General features: G+C 39.8%; 12 protein-coding genes and 1 riboswitch. Of the genes, 9 read left to right on the top strand and 3 right to left on the bottom strand.

All coding sequences use genetic code 11. The annotated features are described in order from the left end of the window. Positions 1–108 precede the first annotated feature (108 nt). Positions 109–2,298, top strand: a complete 2,190-nt coding sequence (locus AAW12_RS15900) for a glutamine synthetase III (protein ID WP_046674619.1) — start codon at positions 109–111, stop codon at positions 2,296–2,298. A gap of 108 nt (positions 2,299–2,406) precedes the next feature. Here AAW12_RS15900 and AAW12_RS15895 read toward each other — a convergent pair whose 3' ends face one another. Continuing rightward, positions 2,407–4,857 (bottom strand): TonB-dependent receptor domain-containing protein, encoded by a 2,451-nt coding sequence (locus tag AAW12_RS15895; RefSeq protein ID WP_046674618.1) that lies wholly within the window; start codon positions 4,855–4,857, stop codon positions 2,407–2,409. A 342-nt stretch (positions 4,858–5,199) separates the two neighbouring features. Between AAW12_RS15895 and AAW12_RS15890 the strand changes: the two genes are divergently transcribed. The 4 genes from AAW12_RS15890 (at position 5,200) to AAW12_RS15875 (ending at position 11,384) form a co-directional block, all read left to right on the top strand. Continuing rightward, positions 5,200–7,227, top strand: coding sequence for an FUSC family protein (locus tag AAW12_RS15890; RefSeq protein WP_046674617.1), 2,028 nt, complete (start codon positions 5,200–5,202; stop codon positions 7,225–7,227). 182 nt (positions 7,228–7,409) lie between these two features. Then, a riboswitch (SAM riboswitch) is annotated at positions 7,410–7,522 on the top strand. 255 nt (positions 7,523–7,777) lie between these two features. Continuing rightward, on the top strand, positions 7,778–9,088 hold the full coding sequence (locus AAW12_RS15885; protein WP_046674616.1) for an O-acetylhomoserine aminocarboxypropyltransferase/cysteine synthase family protein: 1,311 nt from the start codon (positions 7,778–7,780) through the stop codon (positions 9,086–9,088). Positions 9,089–9,121: 33 nt separating this feature from the next. Continuing rightward, positions 9,122–10,165, top strand: a complete 1,044-nt coding sequence (metX, locus tag AAW12_RS15880) for a homoserine O-acetyltransferase family protein (protein ID WP_046674615.1) — start codon at positions 9,122–9,124, stop codon at positions 10,163–10,165. 37 nt (positions 10,166–10,202) lie between these two features. Beyond that, entirely contained in the window at positions 10,203–11,384 is a 1,182-nt protein-coding gene (locus AAW12_RS15875; protein ID WP_046674614.1) for a homoserine dehydrogenase, read from the top strand. 63 nt (positions 11,385–11,447) lie between these two features. Here the strand turns inward: AAW12_RS15875 and AAW12_RS15870 are convergent, their stop codons facing one another. Beyond that, on the bottom strand, positions 11,448–13,778 hold the full coding sequence (locus AAW12_RS15870; RefSeq protein WP_046674613.1) for a GH92 family glycosyl hydrolase: 2,331 nt from the start codon (positions 13,776–13,778) through the stop codon (positions 11,448–11,450). A gap of 353 nt (positions 13,779–14,131) precedes the next feature. Here AAW12_RS15870 and AAW12_RS15865 point away from each other — a divergent pair, with 353 nt between their 5' ends. Further along, positions 14,132–15,466 (top strand): hypothetical protein, encoded by a 1,335-nt coding sequence (locus AAW12_RS15865; RefSeq protein WP_197084059.1) that lies wholly within the window; start codon positions 14,132–14,134, stop codon positions 15,464–15,466. Between the two features lie 64 nt (positions 15,467–15,530). Here the strand turns inward: AAW12_RS15865 and AAW12_RS15860 are convergent, their stop codons facing one another. Next, complete coding sequence (locus tag AAW12_RS15860; RefSeq protein ID WP_046674612.1) at positions 15,531–16,265, bottom strand: GntR family transcriptional regulator; 735 nt, start codon at positions 16,263–16,265, stop codon at positions 15,531–15,533. Between the two features lie 93 nt (positions 16,266–16,358). Here AAW12_RS15860 and AAW12_RS15855 point away from each other — a divergent pair, with 93 nt between their 5' ends. The 3 genes from AAW12_RS15855 to AAW12_RS15845 are packed head-to-tail and all read left to right on the top strand — an operon-like array spanning position 16,359 to position 20,830. Next, entirely contained in the window at positions 16,359–17,696 is a 1,338-nt protein-coding gene (locus AAW12_RS15855; RefSeq protein WP_046674611.1) for a sugar porter family MFS transporter, read from the top strand. A gap of 50 nt (positions 17,697–17,746) precedes the next feature. Beyond that, positions 17,747–19,501 (top strand): class I mannose-6-phosphate isomerase, encoded by a 1,755-nt coding sequence (locus AAW12_RS15850; protein ID WP_046674610.1) that lies wholly within the window; start codon positions 17,747–17,749, stop codon positions 19,499–19,501. A gap of 30 nt (positions 19,502–19,531) precedes the next feature. After that, positions 19,532–20,830, top strand: coding sequence for a hypothetical protein (locus AAW12_RS15845; protein WP_046674609.1), 1,299 nt, complete (start codon positions 19,532–19,534; stop codon positions 20,828–20,830). Positions 20,831–21,043: the final 213 nt, after the last annotated feature.

The raw sequence follows: 21,043 nt of genomic DNA, 5'->3' as shown, positions 1-21,043 counted from the left end.
TTTGAATTATTTCACAAAAAACATCAAAAAAAATTTCAGTTTTCAATAAAAACACAATATTTTTGAAAAACAAAATCAACAAAACTGTAATTTAACAACAAAATACAAATGTCGAACCTAAGATTCAAAGCAGTAGAAGCAGCAGGCTCACGCCAAATTGCTTCATTTGAAAAAGTTGAAACTAAAAAAGCAACTGACATTTACGGAAAGAATGTTTTTTCCGTAAACAAAATGAAAGACTACCTTCCTAAAAATTCATACAAGGAGTTAGTTGCATCCATTGAAGAGGGACAGATTATTTCAAGAGATTTGGCTGAACACATTTCACAGGCCATGAAAACTTGGGCACTTAACCACGGCGTTTCTCACTACACACACTGGTTTCAACCTTTAACGGGTTCGACTGCTGAAAAACATGATGCTTTTTTTGAGCCAGACGAAAACGATGAAGCCATTGAAAAATTTACTGCTGACGCATTAGTTCAACAAGAGCCCGATGCATCTTCTTTCCCAAATGGTGGTATCCGTAATACATTCGAAGCTAGAGGATATACAGCTTGGGATCCATCTTCTCCTGCATTCATTTACGAAACAGGTGCTGGTAAAACATTATGTATTCCAACAGTTTTTGTTTCCTATACGGGTGAATCATTAGACTATAAAGCTCCTTTATTGAAAGCCATCAACGCAGTAGATAAAGCGGCAACGGATGTTGCTCAATATTTTGACAAATCGGTCACTAAAGTAAACGCTTCTCTTGGTATTGAACAAGAGTATTTCTTGGTTGACCTTTCCTTATATAATGCTCGTCCAGATCTTCAGTTAACGGGCCGTACGTTATTTGGCCACATGTCGGCCAAAGGCCAACAATTGGAAGACCACTATTTTGGTGCGATTCCAGAGCGCGTATTAGCGTACATGGTGGACTTGGAAAACGAAGCGCTAAAATTAGGTATTCCTTTAAAGACTCGTCACAACGAAGTTGCACCTTCTCAATTTGAATGTGCTCCAATGTACGAAGAAATCAACTTGGCCATCGATCACAACCAATTGTTGATGAATGTCATGGAACAAGTTGCTTTAAGACACAACTTCAAAGTATTGTTGCATGAAAAACCATACTCTGGTGTCAACGGATCTGGTAAACACAACAACTGGTCTTTAATCACAAATACTGGTGTAAATTTATTATCTCCTGGAAAAACACCTAAAAACAATTTGATGTTCTTGACTTTCTTCGTCAATACCATCAAAGCTGTTTATGAATACGCTGATTTGATGCGCGCTTCTATCGCTAGTGCAAGCAACGATCACCGTCTGGGTGCAAATGAGGCTCCACCAGCAATTATTTCAATTTTCTTAGGCTCTCAATTGGATGAGCTTTTGGAAGAAGTTGAATCTGCTCGTGTTGCTAAAAAAGTAAAAGCAGAGGCAAACTTATGGCATGGTATTCCTAAAGTTCCTGAATTAAAACTGGACAATACAGACCGGAACCGTACTTCACCATTTGCCTTTACCGGTAACAAGTTTGAATTCCGCGCTGTTGGTTCTTCTGCAAACTCCGCTTTACCGATGACCGTGTTGAATGCAATCGTTGCAGCGCAATTGATCGAGTTCAAAACAGAAGTAGATAAACAAATCAAAAAAGGCACCAAAAAAGATCTTGCGATCTTAAATGTTGTCCGCAAATACATCAAAGATTCAAAAGCAATCCGCTTTGAAGGCAATGGATACAGCGAAGAATGGGAAAAAGAGGCCGAAGCACGTGGTCTTTCTAACATCAAATCGACACCTAAAGCATTAGATGTTTATGTAAAAGAAGAATCTTTAGCCCTGTTTGAATCACTAGGTATTTATACCAAACGTGAATCAGAAGCTCGCCACGAAATTTTGCTTGAAAACTTCTATAAAAAATTACAAATTGAGGCGCGTGTCATCGAAGAGATGGTTAACAACCAAATCGCCCCAGCATGTTTCATTTATCAAAACGAATTGATTGAAAACGTCAAAGGATTAAAAGACCTGGGTCTGGCACAAGCAGCATTCAGCTCTCAATTGAACTTTGTAGAACGTATTTCAACACACGTAAATACCATCTTGGAGCAAGCTGAAGCAATGCGTCAAGAACGTAAAAAAGCAAACCAAATTGATGATGTACGTGAGAGATCAATCGCTTACGATGAATTGGTTAAACCATATTTCGATGTGATCCGTTATCATGTCAACAAATTGGAGAAAATTGTTGATGACAAAAAATGGCCTCTTCCAAAATTGAGAGAGATTTTATTTTTAAGTTAAGATAACTTCCCAATAAAACAAAAGAGCCGGCGATATTGCTGGCTCTTTTTGTTTTAGGGGAACATTCGTCATCTCTTGCTTCCTTACTTCCCCTAATGACAGTAGCACTTATTTTTTTAATCGATTATCTTCGTCATTATCCCCCCCCTTTTTATTGACTGACTTAATATTCATATTACCAAAACGATAAGAAACAGACAATCGGATAACCCGACTATCATATGCATTTCGTATACGATAGTATCCATTTTCCTGATAACTCGACAGTCTGCGCTGGCCTCTTGTATTCAAGACATCATTTATACCCAACTTGACATTCAATTTTTTGTCAAGAAATGTTTTACCTGCACCTAGATCAATGCCATAGTAAGACTGAAAACTAAATACGCCATAAACTGCTGGCGAGAAATAATTGCCCGTCAGCTCCAGGTTTGTTGTTTCTCCAATTCGGATATCATGATTGGAACTTACCTGGAACGATAACTTTTCCAATTGGCGTTGTGCTCCGGAGTGTTCATCAAAACTAAACTTATTATAAAAAGCGCTGGCATTGTTAGAAATACTCCACCATTTAAAAAGCTTAACGGGTATATTGATATTCATGTTGTAATAATCAAAATAAGCCAGATTTCGATCGGTCTGTGCAATAGCTTTGGTCTCTGAATTACTTTCTATGACCTGAGTGATTGCATCGTTGGTCCTCTTGTAGCCCAAACTCAGTAAGTAGCGATCTTTAAAGGTATAATTTACTTCATACGAATTGGTATATTGTGGATTTAAATAAGGGTTGCCATACTGATACGTGTATTGATCCAAATAATACACAAAGGGATTCAATGACCCATAATCAGGGCGGTCAATACGTCTGCTATAACTCGCACCAAGCTTGTGATTATCATTAATTTGTTGCTGTACAAATATTGATGGAAAAAAATCGGTATAGGTACGTTTTGTTTGTTGCCCAAGCGTCACTGAGTTTCCTAGGGAGCTCGTATTTTCAACACGCAGTCCAGTTTGTACCGAAAACTTTCCGAACGATTTATTTAAACTGAAATAAGCTGCTGCTATATTTTCATTGTACAAAAAATGATTACTTTGACCATTATTTTGCACAAACTCGCCTTGCTGATCCTGATCTTCGTACAACAAATTATTATCTGTTTTTACACGGCTATATTTTAACCCCGCCTCGAGTTTCGTCGTTTTATTAAAAGGATGCACAAAATCGGTTTTAAAAACTAATATTTTTGCCTTAGAAAGCATATCATTCCGGAAAATATGCGGTGATTTAAATTCTTCCCAGTTTGCGTCCAAAAAATGGTTTCCAACAGTGCTATTGTCATTATTTTTCGAATATGAATAGTCCCCATTAAATGTCAATTCAGTCCCTAAGGTATCAAATGTCTTTTTGTAATTCAGATTATAAGTGAGGTAATGGTATTTAAAATCTGACAAATTACTTCCTAATACTACCGAATCAAGCTTTCCTTTTTGAGAAGCGATCAGATTGCTTCCCTCCCGTGTTGAATGACCATTGCTTACATTACCATTAACCACAAATCCAATGACCTCCTGTTTCCCCAGGTTAAAATCTGCCGCAAATTTGAAATTATGGCCTCGATAGCGGAATTTGGAATAAGAATCCGAATTGAAAAAAGTCGTCCCGCTTTTGGTATCTACAGCCCTATCGATATCTAAATCATTAAAGCCTAAGGCAGTTGCATAGTTATAGGAAGAAAATAAGTTCACCCAATTGTTACGATGGTTTATGAGAAAGCCACCATCAGCCTTTGTATATTTACCCTGCCCTAAATTGAGGTTTAAACTAACATTACTTCCAAATTGCGTATTCCTCTTCGTCTTAATATTAATAATTCCTGCATTTCCTGCGGCATCATATTTTGCAGGTGGATTGGTGAGTACTTCGATCGAGGCTATTGCATTTGAAGCTGTATTTTCCAATAAGCGCGACACTTCATCTGCAGAAAGATAAGTAGGCTTACCATCAATCATGATAATCACATTACTTTTTCCACGTAGGTTGATCTTTTTGTTGTCTAAAGTTACCCCCGGAACCTTTTGCAAGAGTTCCAATGCGTTATTTCCGGTTGCCAAAATACTGTTCTCGACATTGAGCACAACTTTATCAAGGTGACTTTCAATTAATGGCTTCTTGCCAATCACCTGTGCCTCATCCAGCACTTTACTTTCCAGCTGTAATCGAATCGTATCCAGCACCTTGAAATCACCCTCACGCAGAACCATTTCCCCAGAACGATAAGTACTATAACCCACCGTGGACACCTGTAAGCTGTACTTCCCCTCGGGTATCGCAAACAACACAATTTCTCCATTTTCGTTGGATAAGGTTCCTTTTAACAAGACATCATTGGGTTTACGAAACAGTGAAATATTTGCGGCAGCAATGGGCTTGTTGTCCTGCCCAACAACGACAGTACGTAATTTCCCCCCGTCAGACTGTGCTGAAACGGGTCCGGCATTAGAACACAGGAATAAAACAATAGAAAATAAGAGCAATTTAATTTTTTGTGGTTTCATAATGTAATTTCTTTGGGCTATCGATCGGATAGTCAACTTCATAATAATGACAACAAACCTCGTGTATTCATTACACGTTGACTAGCAGAAATAGACAGGTAGTGCGATTCACTCGGTAGACAACCAAATAATATCGGTAAACCCTATCCTTCGCTGATCGCTTTTACAGCGGATAGGATCATGCGAGCTAATTTTGAATCTTCTGAAACATATCGTAGGAAAATGACATCGAATCAAAATAAAAATTCAAAAAACAAATAAAATTCAAAACAAATAAATTGTATACAAAAAATATTAAGCATAATATTTGTATTTTTGCATCGAAAATTAGTAAACTGATTCATGAGCACTGTATCATTGAAGAAAAGACTCTACCGTATTTATATCCTTATGATACGATTTATGCATGGCGAGCATGCTGGAGACGCATTACGTAATGTTGCCATCAGTATTTTGCCAAGTTTGGCGATCTATTTATTGGGAGCGCAAGCGAGCACGGCTATTGGAATCGGTGTCGGATCGTTGTTAACGACACTCACCGATCCTCCTGGCAACAGAAAAGATAAACTTTCTTCAGCTCTGGTATGTATTCCCACCTTCTTTGTTGCATCATTGTTTACAGCTATTGTATTTCCCTATCATTGGCCCTTGGTTATAGTGCTAGCGGCAGCCGGTTTTATATGCACCTTATACGGCATTTTTGGAGCCCGCTATGCTGCAATTGGAAACATGACATTGATTCTCATGAGTTTTGTGATCGGAATGGCCCCACAACACCCCTTTGCGGTTGGCTTACAGATTACAACAGGTTCCATAATATATTACTTTTTTAGCCTTTTACAAGCCTATATACAACCTTATCGCTCTTTAAAACATGCCATGGCCAATGGCTTTCATGGATTGTCCCAATTTCTATTGATACGATCACAGTCTTACGATCCCAATATTCCTTTGAATATTACGTACAGTCGCGTAGGAAAAATTCATGGCCAGATCAGCGAACAACAGGAACAAATCAGGTCTCTTCTGTTTCGAGAAAAAAAAATCATAAGCCAACAGTGGCATAAAAGCAATTATTGGCTTAGTCAGGTTTATGGATTAATTGACCTCCATGAGTTAATTATTGCGCTTGATCATGACTACGATGCAATTCGCAAAAATCTTGCAGACACGGGCAGCCTCCCCTTAATTCGTCACACAATCAAATTATTAGCGTTAGAAATCGATAGCTTTTCACAACCCAACAAGAGGTTCCGGTATGCGCATCAATTATACCATAATAACTTTAAAATTAATGCCCTCTTACGGGATTTAAAAGAAATTCAAGAACAACAGGCCGATCCAGCAAAAGGTATATTATGTTCGATCATAAGCAACATCGAAGCAATTATTGATGTACTCAACAGAATCCAGGTCGCTTTTTATCAAAATCAGGAAATTCAGGATAAGATTGACACCAGTGAGTACCAACAATTTATCAGTCGACCATTACGTAATCTCGCTGATCTAAAAAGTAAACTCCATCTGAATAATCCGCTTTTTCGATTTGCGATTCGGATGGCTCTTCTTTTTGGAACAGGTGCATTGATCGGTATTTTATTTTTGGATTTTAAATATACCTATTGGATCTTACTGACAATCGCTATTGTTGCCAGGCCAGCATTTTCAATGACAAAAACCCGTAATATAGAACGTATTGTCGGTACATTCTCGGGTATTATAGTTGGTGTGTTCTGCTTAATTTCTATTCATTTTCTCCCAGCACTCCTGACCATAGCTGCATTGGGTCTTTTCGGATTCTTTTTGTTCAACCGATCTAATTATATGGTCAGTGTCATCTTCATTACCTTGGGAATTGTGATTGCGCTCAATCTGTTCGAAGGGAACATCAATCTCATTTTAGGCAGCCGAATACTTTTCACACTGATTGGAGCATTCTTGGCTATAGCGGGTTATTTCTTGATACCTGTACGCCAAAGCACAGGCATGGTTCAGCTGGCAAAAGAGGTATCCCTTTACAACGCGCATTATTTCCAGATCATCAATAACCGTCTGTCGGACGAAAGACAAAGTTCGTTTGATATACGACTGGCTCGTAAAAAGGCGCAGACCGCCATGGCCCTGTTTTCAGACGCTATTAATCAAATGAAAAAAGAACCCGAGCACAAATGGATGGATTGGTCACATATTCACCATTTTCAGGCACTCGCATATCAGGTCAATTCCCATTTGGTGGGCCTCTCGCTATCGTTAAGCAAAAAGACGAATCGCCACCTCGCCTATGATATCCATAGTAGAATCGATGCGCTTAAACCTCTTCTAACAGATTTAAATCAAACTGCAGAACGGATCAATTTAAAGAAATCGTAATACCCGATTGACAGTTACTTTTGCGGTTTCATCGGAAGATATGTGATGCCAATCGGCATGTTATTCAAAATTCCTTTAACTAAAAAATAGCATTTCTTTTGCTTTAATAAAAAAAGAGTTTATATTTGTGTCGTCTTCGAAAGAAGATTTCTAATCAACACCTCCCTTCATCAGTAGGTCTTGATTTATAAAGAAGTGGCGAGAGACTGGCTCAATGACCCGCTGGCAACCTTCAATTTGTTTGAAAAGGTGCCAATTCCTGTCCAAAACAATATCGTTTTGGAGCATATAAATGACATAAGACAATGATTATTAAATTACTGAAGTCCATTAAAAATTCAGGTTCAACACAAGTGAACCGCACGATAAGCGAAAGTGTAACCCATCGTACAATTGTATCGATGCGAATGCGTATGCATATGCACTTCCATGCTTGTTAAAAATCATTTCCGTTTTCTTGGATAAAGATTTAACAGACCCTTCAAGGAGGTGTGTATGCTTCTCTTTTTACTTTGCAATTTCTTTTTGAACCCTTAAAATCTGATATATTATGTCTTCAAACAAAAATTTAAAATTCGAAACTCTTCAGGTTCACGCTGGTCAAGTCGCTGACCCTACTACGGGATCCAGAGCAGTTCCTATATATCAAACAACATCTTTTGTATTTGAAAATGCCGAACACGGCGCAAACTTATTTGCATTAAAGCAGTTCGGTAATATTTATACACGGATTATGAACCCTACTACGGATGTTTTCGAACAACGTATTGCGGCACTGGAAGGTGGAGTTGCAGCTGTTGCTGTTGCATCCGGCCAGGCGGCACAGTTTATAGCTTTAAATAATATTTTGGAAAGTGGTGACAATTTTGTTGCGGGATCCAACTTATACGGCGGTACATTCAACCAGTTTAAAGTTTCTTTTAAGCGCCTAGGCATCGAAGCTCGTTTTGCTACAGACGCCGAAGCCGATAAAATTGAAGCGCTCATTGATGATAAAACAAAAGCAATCTATGTTGAAACAATCGGAAACCCAAGTTTCAATATTCCCGACTTTGAAAAAATTGCTGCTGTAGCAAAAAAATATGACTTACCATTAATCGTCGACAATACTTTTGGAGCCGGAGGTTATTTATTTAAACCTCTGGAGTATGGTGCAAATGTGGTTGTTGAATCGGCAACTAAATGGATCGGTGGACATGGCACAAGCATTGGCGGTGTCATCGTCGACGGCGGAAACTACAATTGGGGCAATGGAAAATACCCGCAATTTTCCGAACCATCTGAAGGCTATCATGGTTTAGTATTTTCCGAAGTTTTCGGTGAAAGCGGACCATTCGGAAATATTCAATTTGCTATTCGGGCGCGTGTGGAAGGGCTCCGGGATTTCGGACCAGCACTCTCCCCTTTCAATTCATTTTTATTATTACAAGGACTTGAAACCTTGTCTTTGCGGGTGCAACGCCATGTAGACAACACTTTAGAGGTCGCAAAATGGCTTGAGGCGCATCCACAGGTAGAAAAAGTAAACTATCCGGGATTAAAAAGCTCTCCGAGCTTCGCTAACGCACAAAAATACCTTAAAAATGGCTATGGCGCGGTACTTTCTTTCCAACTTAAAGGTGACGCAGCGCAAAAGGCCAATAGCTTTATCGACAGCTTAGAATTGATCAGTCATTTGGCCAATGTTGGTGATACGAAGTCATTGATTATTCATCCAGCAGCTACAACCCACCAACAATTGAGTGATGAAGATCAAGCCAATGCCGGAGTCTTCAAAGGCTTATTACGTCTTTCTGTAGGAATAGAGCATATTGATGATATCAAAGCCGATTTACAACAAGCTTTTGATAAAATTAAATAATCAGATTTTTTCGGCTTAAAACTTAAACGTGAAATGAGTAAGCATATATATCTGCACCCGGAGCCTTTTGTATTTGAAAATGGAAGAGAGCTTACTGATTTACAAATCAGTTATGAAACATTTGGCAAACCCAACGCAGATCGCAGCAATGTGATCTGGGTTTGCCATGCATTAACGGCCAATGCAGATGTGCTGGATTGGTGGTCCGGTCTTTTTGGAACAGGTGAGTTGTTTGATGCAAACGATTATTATATTATTTGTGCCAATGTCATAGGATCAGCATATAATAGCAGTAATCCGCTATCTGTAAACCCAGCAACCGGACAACCCTATTACCTATCTTTCCCCGAATTCACAGTGAGGGATTTGGTCAACGCACATCAAGTCCTTGCGGACCACCTGGAAATCAAACAAATAGAGATCCTTATCGGGGGGTCATTAGGCGGTCAACAAGCATTGGAATGGGCCGTAACGCACAGTATAGCCATCAACCATCTCATCGTGGTTGGAACAAATGCCGTCCACTCACCATGGGGTATTGCATTCAATGAAAGTCAACGTCTGGCCATTACAACTGATCGAACCTTTTACGCCAATCACCCTGATGGTGGAGCTAAAGGATTGAAAGTTGCACGCGCTATGGCACTGTTGTCTTACCGCAACTATACAACGTATGCCAACACGCAAAAGGAGGATGATAACGAAAAACTCGATCATTATAAAGCATCCTCCTATCAGAACTATCAGGGTGAAAAATTGGTGAAACGCTATAATGCGTACAGCTATTATTTCCTGACCAAAGCAATGGACAGCCACAATTTAGGTCGGGGAAGACGATCTATTGAATCTGCTTTGGCGAGCATTGATTGTCCAACTTTAGTCCTGAGCGTTAATACAGATTTGTTGTTTCCGCCACAAGAGCAACAATTCATCGCGCAACATGTTCCCAATGCCCATTATCAAGAGATTGAATCGACCTATGGCCACGATGGCTTTTTGATCGAAACAAAAAAACTCACAAAAATCATTAGCAGCTTTCTGCGGGAACAAAAAGAATACATAAACGAATTAGTATAAGAGAGTAAATAATATATAAGAGAATTTAAGAAGAGATATGAGTAATAAATTAACAATAGGGATGTTTGGGTTTGGTGTCGTAGGCCAAGGTCTTTACGATATCATCAAAACCAAAGATCTTAATCTGGAGATCAAGAAATTTGTCATTAAAAACGGAGATAAAAAACGCTCGCTACCAGCAGATTTATTCTCTACCGATGCCGAAACAATTTTAGGTGACCCAGAAATTAATACTGTTGTCGAACTAATCGATGATGCCGAAGCAGCATACCAACTAACTGTTCGTGCTTTGAAATCGGGGAAAAATGTGGTATCTGCTAATAAAAAAATGATTGCCAGCCATTTGGAAGAGCTGGTTGATATCCAACATGAATACGGGACCAGTTTATTATATGAAGGTGCCGTTTGCGGAAGTATTCCCATTATACGGAATTTAGAAGAATACTATGACAATGAATTACTGCATTCTGTCAGCGGTATTTTTAATGGATCTTCCAACTACATTTTATCTAAAGTTTTCAACGAAAATCAGCAATATACAGATGCTTTAAAGAAAGCACAAGAACTTGGTTTTGCAGAAACAGATCCAACGCTGGATGTAGGTGGATTTGACCCCAAATTTAAGGTATGTATTGTTGCTTCACATGCGTACGGTATCTATGTCAAACCAGAAGATGTGTTCAATATTGGTATTGATAAATTGGGACAGCAAGATATTCGTTTTGCGAAAGAAAAGAATCTCAAGATCAAATTGATACCGACGGCAAAAGAGATCGACGGCGACAAAGTTGTACTTTATGTATTACCACGCCTAGTAGGCAAAGACAGCATGCTCTATAATGTAGAAAATGAGAACAATGGAGTATTGGTGAAAGCGGCCTTTGCAGACGAACAATTTTTCTATGGTAAAGGAGCAGGTGGCCACCCAACAGGTTCTGCTGTGCTATCGGATATCGCGGCTCTTCGCTATGGATACCGCTATGAGTATAAAAAACATTTAGAATCCAGCACATTAAATTATAGCCAAGATTATTTAATTAAGGTTTATTTGAGATACACCGATGATACACTGATTGAAAAGTTAAATTTCAGTGAAATCACAGAACGATATTACGCACCAGATTTCAAATATGTCATCGGACATATTAATCTTCAACAAATCGCAGCCCATAAAGCTGATTTGGATCAAGAGGGCAATTTTATTGCTGAAATCGCGTAGGCAATCAACAAACCAACCTACCTTGAAAATAGCCCCGAATGGGGCTATTTTTTTATCTTATATTTAGTCACCTTTCAACTTGAGATCTAAAATCCCACCTTCCACCAAACGTTCAAAAGGAAGTTGCCAACCTTTCCACAGGCGATTATTCAACCGAACTTGATCAACAATAGAACTATTGGGCTGCTCTTTCTTCACCTGAATGATAAATTTATTTTTTCTTAATTTCTTCGGCAATTGTATCGTTACCCGATCGAAAAGTGGCGCGCCGATCTGAAGTGCGGGCTTCTCGGTGGTGAGACTTCGGACATCGAATAGGCCGATACTCGACAAGACATACCATGCTCCAAGCTGTCCTTGGTCTTCGTCTTGTCCGTAGCCATAGCCATGTATCGCATCGTTACCATAAAACTCATTGCAAATTGCCCGTACCCATTTTTGACTTAGATCAGGTCTACCAGAAAAATAGAACAGCCAAGAGATATGCAGATTCGGTTGATTACCGTGATTATAAAGACTTTCAATCCCTGCGAAAGCGTCAATTTGTGTGCCACCTCCAAACACATTCTTCTGCGACACCGTAAAGATACTATCCAACCGCTGATTGAACAGATCCTTTCCGACCAGTTTAACCAACTCTTGTGGAACATGCGGAACATAGAATGTATACTGCCAAGCATTTCCTTCCTGGAATCCGCGCCATGGTTCATAAGGGTTAAAGTTTGAAATAAACCGTCCAGTACTGTCCTTTGGTCGCATAAACTTCGTCTCGGTATCATACAGATTGCGCCATCCATTGGATAATTCCTGAAATTTAACATAGTCTTTTTGACGCCCCAATGATTTTGCAAATTGCGCAGCCGCTCCGGCGGAAAAAGCATATTCCAAGGTATGCGAAGCGCCAAAAGGAGATCCATTGGTTATTAGTTCGGGACTACCATGATCATCTTTTATATAGGGCGAATAGCCTTTGCGGACGAAAACTCCCACATCTAACTTTCCCGCTCCAGGCAGACGGTCCTTCGCTTCCAATTCATTTTTGCGCACCGCATCATAAGCAAGATTCACATCATAGTCACGGATACCGACATTATACGCCGCAGCAATTGCCAAACCTGTAAAATTAGTTCCTACACCCGAAACGTATTTACTGTTGGCAATACCGTCTCCTAACCAACCGGCATCGCGATAGACCAACAATTGACTCTGAATCCAGTCGTTGTAATAGTCCGGATAAGCAATAGACCACAGCTGTGTTAAATTCCAAAATGCACCCCAGATGGCATCAGTATTATAGTGATGATGAATCGGTTGCCCTTGCTTATTTAGGGCAATCTGCCCCACCGAGCCGTCATTTTTGGGATATGCACCATTTACGTCGCTTGCAAGCCCACGGCCAAGTAAAGCATGATACAATCCCGTATAAAATTTAATGCGGTCGTCCGCTTTGCCCCCTTCCACCAAAATTCTTCCCAGTTCACTATTCCAGGTTTGCAAGGCATTACTCTTTGCAGCATCAAACGACATATCCTTCGCCTCTTTAAGCAAATTCAGTTGTGCGTTTTCTACAGAAGTATAAGATAAACCCGTCTTGATGTCTATTGATTCGCCTGCTTCAGTGCCAAACTTCAGATATACTCCAGCTCCTTTTCCTTTTATGCGCGTATGTTGGTCAAAAGTTATAGAATCTCTAAATGTCCCAAAAGACTTCGGTTGTTTGTTGATCTCCGCAAAGAAAAACATTTTGACCGTAGCCCCCTGCTGATATTTTTGTACATATATAGGATTGGTAACCACATATCCCCAGACGTGCTGTTTGTCATAATTTACTTCGGCATCAACGACCGGTCCACTTTCCCCCATCACCTGGCCAATATCGAAAATAAGGTTGGCTTCTTCCGTTTTTGGAAAAGTATAGCGGTGAAAACCGACACGCTTCGTTGCCGTAAGCTCAGCAAGTATATTATAATCTTTTAGCTTGACACGGTAATAGCCAGAAGTGGCAAATTCATCCTTCTTGTCAAAATCGGAACGATAACCGCTTTGTGGACGATCAAGTTGACCGGGCATTGTCTTCAATTTTCCAACGGATGGTGCAAATACCACTCCGCCTACCTGAAATTCGTGAAAATTAGCAAAGCCTTCTATTGAGGTATGCCTATCGTCATAACCCACGGCCTCCCAGCCCGACTTGTTCCCATAGCTTCCATTTGTGCTCGGAGCGAGCTTAGCCATTCCAAAAGGTACGGCTGCTGGTGTATAAAAGAAATACCGACTATGGACGGATCCAATATTAGGTTTTACAAAAACGGTCAAATCTGTTTTCTGCTGCGCAAAAACAGCGGCCGTACTAACAAATAAACTACAAAAATAATAAATGATACGCTTTACCATTGTTCTCAATTAGGTTCTACAGCAAACTTACAAAAAAATAGAGTATGTATAAACATGAGTTAGATTTTCTTATTCAATTTGACGACTTAAAAGGTTACATCGCAACGCCAAAATTTGTAAAATTTTAAATACTAATCAAATAAAACATTATTAAAGCTTAAATACTGACATTTTTCCATAACTTTGATTGTACATACATATTAAAATATAACCAGTAAATAAATTCAAAAAAATACACATCGAACGGCTGATCTTCGATCACAAGCCTGAAATAAATACAAATTAACGTTGAAATAAATACCAATGATTGACAGGTACACTTGTCAATCCTAATTAATTACAATACAACCACAATGAAAAAAAACACCACATTTTTTAGTCTAATACTTCTGTTACTCGGAACCCAACTATCAGCACAACAAACAAAACCCGACCGTATCGCGCAACTTAAGCTAGCAAAAAGCATTCTAGCGGATCAAAACCTAAAATATGTGGATAGCCTTGCCCGAGAGGTCATCAAAGAAGGTTTCAATGCGGGAAGTGGCTACTCACAAATTTGGGCCAGAGATCTCAATACATTCATCGAAACCGCATTGGAAGAGCGGTCCCAAGCGGACATTAGAGGGGCTATTTTAGTATTTTTTAAGATGCAACAGCCCAATGGCGAAATGGTAGACGGCTATGTACTAAAGAAAGACTTTACCTGGCATGATGATACACCCTACTATTCAAAAAACGCTCCTGATCATGTGGGTTTTAAAAACACGGTAGAAACCGACCAGGAAACCTCACTCATCCAATTGTTGGGTAAATACATAAGAAAAACAAAGGATTACAGTATCTTGGAGGAGTCTATCGGTGGAATTTCTGTAAAAGACCGTATCCAACTTATGTTGGATTATCTGAAAAAGGAACGGTTCAACCAAAAGTATCAGCTACTTTGGGGTGCGATGACAGCAGATTGGGGCGATGTACAGCCCAACGACAGCTTTGGTTGTGATTGGAATGACCAACTTTCCAATGAGGCAATCGATATTTATGACAACGCGATGTTTATTATTGCATTGCAGACATTGATTGATATCCAGCCCAACTCTCCCAAGGTAGCGGAATGGAAAGGATTAAAGAAGAGTCTCGAAACGAACAGTAGACGTTATTTATGGGATAAGAAAAAACAAAAATTTATCCCACACATATACCCTAAGACATCACCTATTCCTAAAGGATTTGATGAAAATACGATCCATTATCATGGTGGCACCGCCATCGCTATAGAAGCGGGGCTACTGACACCTTCAGAAATAAAAACAGTCAATACGCAAATGCTGGAAAACGTCCGGTTATCTGGCATGCCGAGTATTGGATTGACCTTATACCCAACCTATCCAGTTGGATTTTTCATCGGCGGAATGGCTCAGCCTTATCAATACCAAAATGGTGGTGATTGGACCTGGTTTGGCGGACGAATGATCCAACAACTCGTTTTAAACGGCTTTTATCAGGAAGCCTATACCGAACTCCAACCGATGATCGATCGGGTTGTGAAAAACAAAGGATTTTACGAATGGTATGGTCAAAATAACGTACCCAGTGGCTCAGGAAAATTCAAAGGTTCAGCAGGCGTGCTGAGTAAAGCAATAGCTCTCCTAGAAAGCTGGGCTGAAACTACCCTGGAAAAGAATCATTAAAAGAATAAATAAATTAGCTATTCACTCATCCAATTAATCCATTCAAAAAGGATGAGTGAATTCCCTAATAATCTCTTCTGCTTTCGACAGTATAGGTAAAACTTTCCGCGCGGTAGAACCCCAAATTATATTCAATCGGCTTCCCAGATTGGTCAAATACAAAGCGCTTGCGGGACAGAATAGGATCACCGATATTAATCTCCAATTTATCAGCTATAAATTTATTCGCGGCCATTGCATCCAGCTCTTCCTGAGAAAGATCTGCAACGACATGATAATCTGCTTCTAAGATCTCATATAAAGGTCTCTTAAAATCTTCATCGCCGTTTAAACCTATACGCGGGTGGAAGTAAGAGATAAAATAAACAAATGGGTCATCTTTCTTTCCTCTCAGACGTTCTAGTTTTAATAGCTTTTGGTCCTCATCTACATTAAAAAACTTCGAGACTGCTTTGTCCGGAACAACCCAGCTGACGTGAAGCTCAAAATTCTTTACCTCAATTCCTCGGTTTTTCATCTCTTGTGAGAAACTCAGCCAATTCTTGGATTTGGAACTAAATTTGGAACTAGCCACCTTCGTACCTATTCCCTTCTTTCTAATGAGCAACTCCTCGTAGACTAGTTTATTGATCGCCAAACGCAAAGTAGAACGGGAAATTGCCAATCTTTTTGCTAATTCAATTTCGTTGGGCAATAACTTACCCTCTATATATTCAGGCTGCTTAATTAATTCGCGTAACAGATTCTCTGCTTGTATATGCAGCGGAACAGGGCTTTTATGATCTATTTTTAAATTCATCAGTTGGATTGCTTGTGCTAAAATAAGATTTTTTGCATAATTAAAAAAATAGATATATGTTTGTATGTATATACATATTAATATAAACCGCAGATGTCAAAGAGATTTATCATCATTTTATGTATCGTTTCACTTGGAGGACTCCTTTTCGGTTTCGATATGGCTGTAATTGCAGGTGCATTGCCGTTAGTAAAGCAATTTTTCGGACTATCTCCTGCTCAAGAGGGCGTTTTTGTCAGTTCAGCCCTGCTAGGCTGTATTGTTGGTGTATTTTTCACAGGACCATTAACAGATAAATACGGCAGAAAACCAGCCTTTGTTACTGCGGCCCTGCTCTTTTTATGTTCAGCAATTGGCTGTGGGTTCAGTCCTTCTTATAGCATATTAATTGCAAGTAGAAGCATTGGGGGCTTGGGTGTTGGAATAGCCTCAATCGTTGTGCCCTTATATCTCGCTGAAATATCGCCAAGTAAATTTAGAGGAAGATCAGTCACCTGTTACCAACTCGCTATTACATTCGGGATCCTTTTTGCGTATATCAGCAATTATTTGATTCTCGAATATAGCTCCGCACAGCAAAATGAACTCTGGCGAACTATGTTTTTAGTTGGTGCAGTACCGGCTTTATTGTTATGCATCGGAGTTTACTTTATTCCTGAAAGTCCACGTTGGCTATCTAAAAATGGGCGGAACACGGAAGTAGCAGCGATCAGTGGCGCATTAGGACTATCGGATATACAAGAGGTCGGCAACGTTTCCTCGAAGGGAAATCTACGTGATCTCTTCTCGCCTATTTATCGCAAGGCCTTCCTATTGGGCTTATTCCTTCCTTTATTTTCACAGCTCAGTGGCATAAACGCAATTGTCTACTATGGTCCGAGCATATTGCTTGAATCTGGTATTTCATTAAATAATTCCTATCATGCTCAACTATTCTTTGGAGCCGCCAATGTGTTATTTACTTTCTTTGCCATCTGGAAGGTTGACAATTGGGGTAGACGTCCCTTATATCTTTTGGGAACGGTAGGTGCTACCCTGAGTTTGCTGGTTACTGGATATCTTTTTAATCAAGGTCAGGTCAATAATATCGCATTGATTATCGCTATACTTTCGTTCTTATTTTTCTTTGCTTTTTCCATTGGCCCGCTAAAATTTGTTGTGGCGGCCGAAATCTTCCCAAATGCCATCCGGGCTCGTGCCATGGGTATCAGTATTATGGTGATGTGGATTTCCGATGCTATCGTGGGACAACTAACACCCATTCTACTCGCTTCCTGGGGGGCCCGCTATACGTTCTGGTTGTTTGCATTTTTCTGTGCCATCGCATTCCTTGTTGTACTTGGATTCCTTCCGGAAACAAAGGGCAAACCTTTGGAAGAGATCGAAAAGTTCTGGATTGAAAAACACAACAAAAAATCAACAAACGAGTAAGCAAAAAGCGACTTAATCCAACATCATTCATTCGCAATAAATTACATTATATGTATTCTAATACTCAAACAAAACCTTTTCAGTACGAAATCACACCGACGTTTCCGGTTCAAGGAACACTATCAAATTCCTACACGGATCTTGTTGCACATCTCATTAAACATAATATACATAGCATTGATGGTTTTGTAGGTGTTGACTGGGCTACAATCATCCCCAAGCTAAAGCAAGAATTTGAAAAACAGGGCGTAACTCCACGATTTATTGCCATGGATTCAGCTTTAAAAACTGAATCAGCGATCCAGGAGCTTGTCGCACCATACCTCGGTGGCGACGATCCATTATTTGGAAAAAAGGCCGGGATTCAACTCATTGAATACTTTGACACCCAAAATCTTGCGGACCTTCAAAACATACGAGCAAACGCCGAATCAATACAAGCTGAGTATACCATCTTTTATGGCCCTGGAGCATCATTAGTCGATACGTCTAGTCAGCTAATGTTTATTGATCTGCCTAAAAACGTCCTTATTCAACGCATGCGTGCAGGACAAGCTTTAAACTTAGGCTGTTCAACACAGACCAATCAAAAGGAAACCTACAAACGTTACTATTTTGTCGACTGGGAAATATTGAATAGACATAAAAGGTCTATCCTTTCCCGTGTCGAAATTCTTGCTGATCAACAATCGTCCCAAAACCTACCATGGATCACAGGGAAGGATCTACATGTTACTTTGGAAGCCATGTCCCAAAATTACTTCCGCGTACGACCAACTTTTGAACCCGGCGTATGGGGTGGACAGTGGATGAAAGAGCACCTTTCAGGCATAGATCAGCATGTCAAGAACTATGCGTGGTCCTTCGAAATGATTGTCCCTGAGAATGGCATTTTGCTCGAAGCAAATGGACATACACTCGAAATTTCATTTGATCAATTGATGTTTCAAGAAAGTGCCAATGTGCTTGGTCATGCCCAGCAACGTTTCGATGTTGAATTCCCGATACGCTTCAATTTTCTGGATACCTTTGATGGCGGCAACCTATCTATTCAATGTCACCCTAGTCCAGCCTATGCAAAAACAGAATTTGGAGAAAACTTCACACAGGACGAATCATACTATATCGTTGATAGAAAAGAGGACGCACAAGTGTATCTGGGCTTTCAGCAATCCATTGATGCAGACAAATTTCGCTCAGCTTTAGAAGAGAGCTTCCATACCGGAACAGCCATGGATATCGAGCAATACGTTCAAAAATTTGAATCCAAGAAACACCAATTGTATTTGATACCACACGGTACCGTACATTCTTCCGGCGTGAATAATCTCGTACTCGAAATCAGTGCAACACCTTACAATTATACCTTTAAAATGTACGACTGGGTGCGTCCGGATTTAGATGGGAAACCACGCCCGTTAAATATTGATAGAGCATTCGCCAACCTCAATTTTAGCCGAAAAGGTGATGTCGTAAAAAACACGCTACTCGCTCAGCCCACTGAAGTAGCCCTTGATGCGCAAGCAACAAGAATACATTTGCCAACGCATGAAGATCATTTCTACGATGTTTTTAGATACGAATTCGATCAGGATGTTGCAATTGAAACACAAGGACAGTGTCACATCATGATGCTTGTGGAGGGGGAGGCAATTGAGCTGACGACAGCAAATGGCATGAAGAAAGTCTTTCATTATGCTGAGACTTTTGCTGTTCCTGCTGCTGCTGGATCCTATACATTGCGTAATTTAGGAAACGATAAGGCAAAGGTTATCCAATCTTTTGTCAAAGAATCCAAATGTTAATCAAACCATTTACTATAAACTAACAGCACAATGAGAACTCTATTTTTTGCATTATCTTCGTCTCTCCTATTACTGTCCTGCCAAAATGCTGGCGGTAAAGTTTCGACAAGCAATTTACAGGACAGCATCCAAAAAGACAGCAGCTTCAATCTTGTCAAAGATATGGCTACGAACGTCATTAAAAGTGGATTCAATGCGGGGGATGGATACAGTGAGGTGTGGATTAGAGATTACAATACATTTATCACCTTAGCGACAAAAGTCCATCCCCATGAACAGATCAAAGATCAATTAGCTTTGTTTTTTAAGCTACAAGGTCCTGATGGTAATATTGCCGATGGTTTTGTCAAAAAATCCAGCTTAAAAAATGGCGTATCGGACTATTATACCATCACAAGTCCCTTAGCTCCTGATTATGCAGCACACAAAAATACAGTTGAAACGGACCAGGAGTCTTCTTTAATCCAAGCGGTACATAAATATATCGTTGCAACGAAAGATAAGGCTTTTCTCGATGAAAAAATTGGAAATGCGACTGTAAAGGATCGCATGGAGCATGCTTTACAATTTTTATTGGACAAACGTTATAATGCTACTTATGGTTTACTTTGGGGCGCAACTACGGTCGATTGGGGTGACGTTCAACCTGAACACGATTGGGGTGTCCACCTGGATGAAAATTCGCATATTGCTTTGGACATCTACGACAATGCAATGTTTTTGATCGCGCTTGACAATTACATGGATCTTTTCCCTGAGAAAAAAGAAAAGTGGGGAAAAATCAGAGCGTCTATAGCAAGTAATACCATGAAACACCTTTGGGACGAAAAGAACCAAAAGTTTATTCCCCATATTTATATCAAAGGCTCTCCTTTTGCGGCTGATTTTGATGAAAATCAAATCTATTATCATGGTGGAACAGCAATTGCTATTGAGGCTAATTTGCTCAGCAAAGAGCAAATAAAAGTTTCATTGGATAAAATGATTAAAAATGTAAAAGATGCTGGTGCAGCAACAATTGGACTTACTGTGTACCCGACTTATCCGGCAGGCTCGTTTAAGAACAAAGGCATGTATCCTTACGGTTATCAAAATGGTGGGGACTGGACTTGGTTTGGTGGTCGTATGATTCAGCAGCTTGTTGAAAATGGCTTTCAACAGGAAGCTTATGCGCAAATACAGCCGATGCTTGCCCGTGTTATCAAAAACAAAGGATTTTATGAATGGTACACAAAAGATAACAAACCAGAGGGCTCTGGAACTTTTAGAGGTGAAGCAGGTGTCCTTTACGATGCCATCGAGTTATTAGAAGGTGCTGGCACGAAATAAAAACAGCTTATCGTGATGTAAAAAGAGCAGCAGGAAATTCCTTGCTGCTCTTTTATTTGAAATCGTCACCTCCGCATTCCTATTCCTATTCCTATTCCTATTCCTATTCCTATTCCTATTCCTATTCCTATTCCTATTCCTATTCCTATTCCTCTTCCTCCTATCCTACTCTAGCGCATTTTGTCTCGTTCCCCTTATACATTCGCTTCACAT

The sequence above is a fragment of the Sphingobacterium sp. Ag1 genome, from assembly GCF_000988325.1.
Taxonomy (GTDB): Bacteria; Bacteroidota; Bacteroidia; order Sphingobacteriales; family Sphingobacteriaceae; genus Sphingobacterium.
This window is presented reverse-complemented; position numbering and strand designations above follow the sequence as displayed.

Excerpts from the sequence above, each read along its gene's own strand:
- AAW12_RS15900 (WP_046674619.1), top strand. The coding sequence starts at position 109 with ATGTCGAACCTAAGATTCAAAGCAGTAGAAGCAGCAGGCTCACGCCAA.
- AAW12_RS15895 (WP_046674618.1), bottom strand. The coding sequence starts at position 4,857 with ATGAAACCACAAAAAATTAAATTGCTCTTATTTTCTATTGTTTTATTC.
- AAW12_RS15890 (WP_046674617.1), top strand. The coding sequence starts at position 5,200 with ATGAGCACTGTATCATTGAAGAAAAGACTCTACCGTATTTATATCCTT.
- AAW12_RS15885 (WP_046674616.1), top strand. The coding sequence starts at position 7,778 with ATGTCTTCAAACAAAAATTTAAAATTCGAAACTCTTCAGGTTCACGCT.
- metX (WP_046674615.1), top strand. The coding sequence starts at position 9,122 with ATGAGTAAGCATATATATCTGCACCCGGAGCCTTTTGTATTTGAAAAT.
- AAW12_RS15875 (WP_046674614.1), top strand. The coding sequence starts at position 10,203 with ATGAGTAATAAATTAACAATAGGGATGTTTGGGTTTGGTGTCGTAGGC.
- AAW12_RS15870 (WP_046674613.1), bottom strand. The coding sequence starts at position 13,778 with ATGGTAAAGCGTATCATTTATTATTTTTGTAGTTTATTTGTTAGTACG.
- AAW12_RS15865 (WP_197084059.1), top strand. The coding sequence starts at position 14,132 with ATGAAAAAAAACACCACATTTTTTAGTCTAATACTTCTGTTACTCGGA.
- AAW12_RS15860 (WP_046674612.1), bottom strand. The coding sequence starts at position 16,265 with ATGAATTTAAAAATAGATCATAAAAGCCCTGTTCCGCTGCATATACAA.
- AAW12_RS15855 (WP_046674611.1), top strand. The coding sequence starts at position 16,359 with ATGTCAAAGAGATTTATCATCATTTTATGTATCGTTTCACTTGGAGGA.
- AAW12_RS15850 (WP_046674610.1), top strand. The coding sequence starts at position 17,747 with ATGTATTCTAATACTCAAACAAAACCTTTTCAGTACGAAATCACACCG.
- AAW12_RS15845 (WP_046674609.1), top strand. The coding sequence starts at position 19,532 with ATGAGAACTCTATTTTTTGCATTATCTTCGTCTCTCCTATTACTGTCC.